This is a genomic window from Candidatus Acidulodesulfobacterium acidiphilum (assembly GCA_008534395.1).
Taxonomy (GTDB): domain Bacteria; phylum SZUA-79; class SZUA-79; order Acidulodesulfobacterales; family Acidulodesulfobacteraceae; genus Acidulodesulfobacterium_A; species Acidulodesulfobacterium_A acidiphilum.
Window position 1 is genome coordinate 1 of sequence record SHMQ01000034.1, and the last position, 4,306, is coordinate 4,306.

Annotated in this window: 3 protein-coding genes; all 3 read right to left on the bottom strand. The window is 37.0% G+C overall.

Annotation, left to right across the window (positions count from 1 at the left end; all coding sequences use genetic code 11):
- Positions 1 to 345: 345 nt before the first annotated feature.
- The 3 genes from EVJ48_08605 to EVJ48_08615 all read right to left on the bottom strand — a co-directional run bounded on the left by EVJ48_08605 (position 346) and on the right by EVJ48_08615 (position 3,221).
- The gene (locus EVJ48_08605; GenBank protein ID RZV37604.1) at positions 346 to 1,815 is read right to left on the bottom strand and encodes a hypothetical protein; all 1,470 of its coding nucleotides are present in this window, start codon (positions 1,813 to 1,815) and stop codon (positions 346 to 348) included.
- 356 nt (positions 1,816 to 2,171) lie between these two features.
- Positions 2,172 to 2,561, bottom strand: coding sequence for a cytochrome c (locus EVJ48_08610; protein ID RZV37605.1), 390 nt, complete (start codon positions 2,559 to 2,561; stop codon positions 2,172 to 2,174).
- 141 nt (positions 2,562 to 2,702) lie between these two features.
- Positions 2,703 to 3,221, bottom strand: a complete 519-nt coding sequence (locus EVJ48_08615; protein RZV37606.1) for an adenine phosphoribosyltransferase — start codon at positions 3,219 to 3,221, stop codon at positions 2,703 to 2,705.
- Between the last annotated feature and the right edge of the window lie 1,085 nt (positions 3,222 to 4,306).

Here is a 4,306-nt window from a genome sequence, read left to right on the forward strand (position 1 = left end):
GTATTACGACGAATCTTTGAATAAAGCTTATGCATGATTAAATTATAAATTCAGCGGCGATATAAAAAATAAAACTAAAATTATAACAAAATAAAATAGATAAAAACAAAAAAAGGACTTATTGGATCAATACCAATAAGTCCTGAAATGCAGATTTAACAAATGGTTCAGGAATTAAATAATATAGTTGACTTTATTCCATATATAATTAAAAATTATGGGCATAAAAAAACTCCCGACCACTTCAAACGTAGTCGGGAGTAAGGGAATAAATAAATCTGACACCTTTATTTCCGTTTTTATTTAAGTAATTTGTTAATTTGCAATTATAATTGCGTTGCTCGATTAGAATGCAAAGTACAAACCTGTTCTGAACATGTCGTCCTGAGATTTGTTCGTAAAGATATATCCGGCATAAAGATGAGCATTGTAAGCTAAATTAAGATCTCCGAAAATATCAAATGCATCTTTTATACCTTCATTTGTATTACAGCTACCAGAAGCATATGTTCCACTTTCATACAAATTTTGATTTGCACAAGAAGTAGGTAATGTACCACTATTATTAAACGCTTCTTCAGTCTGTTTATGCTGCCATGAATACGTCGAAAAATCAGCTACAAGCATTGCGCCGTGACCTAACAATGTCGGGAATAAATAACGACCATATACTTCAAATGTGTTATAGCCATTTGTATTATGATATGACGTTCCATTAAAATAATCATTATATGGATTTGAATCGTGCTGTTCCATATAGGTTAAGCCAAGTTCATATACGTCGTTTGCAAGGTCAACATCTACGCCATTGACTTGAATGCCGTCAGTCCAAGTATTTTGAGTTCCAGTTAGCAAATTATCCGCAGTTAGCGGTTCAGCAATGCTTGCGCCATAGTAACCAAATTCAAGCTGTCCAGCTGAAGTCGGTAAATATTCTTTTAACTGGTAAGAATATTCCATTGCATTACTTGAAGTTGCTTTACTTGAAGTAGATGCTTCACCATAATTATTATTTGCTGGGCTTGAAATACTGTTTCCGTTACCTGCATCATTCGTAACCGTTACTTTATACCACAAATGATAACCGGGTGTACCGTAAAGAGCGATACCTTCATTCTGCGCATGAATTAACGCGCCGCCTTCACCGTCATAACCTACAGTTAAATTTTGACCGTTCATAACCGGACCTTCAATGAACCCGCCGCTAAATGGATTCTGTCTGTAGAAATACGGACTTGCGGTCGTAATGTTACCGAGTTTCAAGTTAACTAAGTGCGACGGAAGACCAAAACCTGAACCAATTCCGTCCAAAGATGCCCAAACCTGGTTAGCACCTATAGTTCCGCCTCCTCCATTCTCTCCATAATTCGCATAAAAAGATAAAGAATTTGCGAACGGCGTATATAATTTAGTTGCACCGCCTATAACTAAATTTGTTTTATAATTAAACATATCGGTCTGACCATTTGACTTTATGCCACCGATCTTAAGATTAGTGTTTTCATTAGTCAAGTGCTGATAAAACACCTGAGCTTCCAACACGATCGGAATCGGCCATGGGTTTGGAAGGCTTAAGCCGTTAGCGATCTGCGTTGCGTCCGCAGGAGTTCCGTTTGTGCCAGGAAGTCTGAAGCCGTTTCTCCAGAATGCTCTTCCAAACGGGTTAAGGTTTGGGAATACAGTATGACAAACTGCGCACGAAAAGTGGTACTTTTCTGCGAAAGCCGGAATAGCGTTTGCTTTCTTGGGGACCATTGCGAATGATACGGCCAAGACGAACAAAGCTACAAGAGTTACTGCTAATGACTTTTTCATAACTTTCCTCTCTTCTTAAAATTAAATTAAAATTAATTAAATTAGAACTTGTTTACTTTTTAAATCACTGCTAATCACTGCTCAACTACTCATACCGTACTACAAAAATTTTTAAATCTTTCTCCCTTTTGCACCTCCTTAAAAAGATTTTTATATGTTAATTTTTTTTATTCAGTTATTTATATATTTATATATCTAAACTTAATTCTTGTCAACATTTTTTTGGCATATTAACTTCATTATGAATTGCATACAATATACATCATATATATTATATATCGGAACATATATTTATATAATTAATTATAATATCAAAATTTCATATGTCAAGTGTTTTTTGGCGTTTTTTGATTTTCTTATTTTAATGAATCCAGATAAGACGCAAGCTCGAAAAGCTCTTTTTTGTTTAGCATTTTATGGTCGGGCATAATAGCCATATACGTCTTTCCGTTAATCTTCACCATCGAACCGGATTTAAAGTGCTTTCCCGGAGTCGCAATCTGGACTTCCAGCCATTTTATAGAATGTTTCGCAAGCCCTTCTTTGGAAAGATCGGGACCTATGGTTCCGCCTTTTTTGCCTATTCTATGGCAGGCAAAACAGTCTATACCTTTTTTGTGAGAATGAATTAGCTGATTTCCAAGCTGAGCGGCGGATAATTTTACGGGAGCGGTTATGGCGTGAACCGCAATGTAGCCAAGTACTATAACGAGTACTACAAATATTACCGTTATTCCTTTTTTCATAAAACCCCCCTTAATTTGAAAAAAAATATTTATTGAATTTATTGTTATATAGATTCCTGCTTTCGCAGGAATGACAATTGAATTTAAAAATTTAAAAATTTTATTACTGGATTCCCGCCTGCGCGGGAATGACAACTTAAGTTAATAATCAAACTTCATTAATGCGTTTACCGTACGGGGTTTAAGTTTTTCGGCCCCTTTTAAAAACGAAAGTTCGGCAAGGAAACAGGTATCCGCGACTTCGGCGCCGAAACTTTCGACGAGTCCGATGGTTGCGAGAGCCGTTCCGCCGGTCGCAAGGACGTCGTCGGCGATAATTACCCTTTCGCCCGACTTTAACGCATCCTTGTGTATTTCGAGAGTCGCGCTTCCGTATTCGAGGTCGTAGCTTAACGACGAACACTCATATGGCAGTTTGCCGGGTTTTCTGACCATGATGACGCCTGCGCCGAGTTTATAGGCTATTGGAGCGCCTATAACAAATCCTCTGGCTTCTATACAAACTACGTAATTTATTTTTTTTGAAATATATGACTCGGTTAAAGAATCTATTGCGTATGCGAATGCTTTTGCATCGGCAAGCAGAGGCGTAATATCTTTGAAATTAATCCCTTTTTTTGGAAAATCCGGTATTTCGCGAATAAACTGTTTTAAGTCCATTTGAAGTCTATTTGACCTTTTAGTTCCGATATCGTTTAAACCGTTTATAAATACGGTTTAATACCGTTAAATTGTTTACGACTGTTAATTATATATTGACGAAAAGTAATTGTCAATATGAAAAATCAATACATCCTGCTTTTAGCTTTTAAATGTTTAATCATTTTTTTCGCGTTAAAATCTTTCATAAGATATAAATAATACGTTCTAACGGGTTTGAATTTTAAATAAATGTCGAGACGTCCTATTTTTTGTATGGATTTGAAATATGGAGCATAAGTTTTTACCGGATTAATCATATATTTGTCGTCCATAATAAAAAGGGCGTTTTTTCCGTTGATTTTGTTTAAATTCTGCCAGAGGTCGTACTGGTTAAGGAAGCCGGATATATTGAAAATATTGCCGTCGGGTCTATATCCTCCGTAATAGACAAGTTCGTCGGCTATAGAATAATGATGCGTGAGGATAAACAGGGGGGCGTAAACGGATTTATAGCCTTTATAAACTATTCCTATATATTTTGCGGCATGCTTCCAGCCGAAAAGGTCGTTCGCTATATCGGCGGTAGACGGCTTGCCGGGGATGCGCGGTATTACGGAAAACACGCCGCCTTTTTTAAGGCGTTTTTCTTTGTCTATATAACGAATTATTTTGCCTACGGGTATCGAGTTATAGTAAATCTGGTTATAAAGTACGTAGGACAGAAAAAAACCGAAAAAAATAGCAAAATAAACGTAATATCTCGTTATTTTTTTTCCGCCAATAAGAGCTTCGGCGGCATAGCCCATAATGGGGAATGCGGCAAGATAGCCTATATCTGGCCAGTGGACTAGTATTCTGTGGGAATAGCCGTTAATTATGAAAAATAGAAGAATGGGGAGAGATAAACAGAGCGAAAATAAGAAAGGCTCGGAGGAAATAAATAAATCTGTCCCCTTTATTCCTGTCCCCTTTGTTCTTATTTTTATTATTGCATATATAAACGCTCCGATAAGAAATATGTATATAAAGGGAGTAATGACCAGAACCTGGCCGAGCCAGCCGGCTAAAAGAAGCGGCAAACCCGGGGTAGGATGGGAAAAACC

Bases quoted from the DNA above. Each gene is read 5' to 3' on its own strand.
- EVJ48_08605 (RZV37604.1), bottom strand. From the start codon at position 1,815: ATGAAAAAGTCATTAGCAGTAACTCTTGTAGCTTTGTTCGTCTTGGCC.
- EVJ48_08610 (RZV37605.1), bottom strand. From the start codon at position 2,561: ATGAAAAAAGGAATAACGGTAATATTTGTAGTACTCGTTATAGTACTT.
- EVJ48_08615 (RZV37606.1), bottom strand. From the start codon at position 3,221: ATGGACTTAAAACAGTTTATTCGCGAAATACCGGATTTTCCAAAAAAA.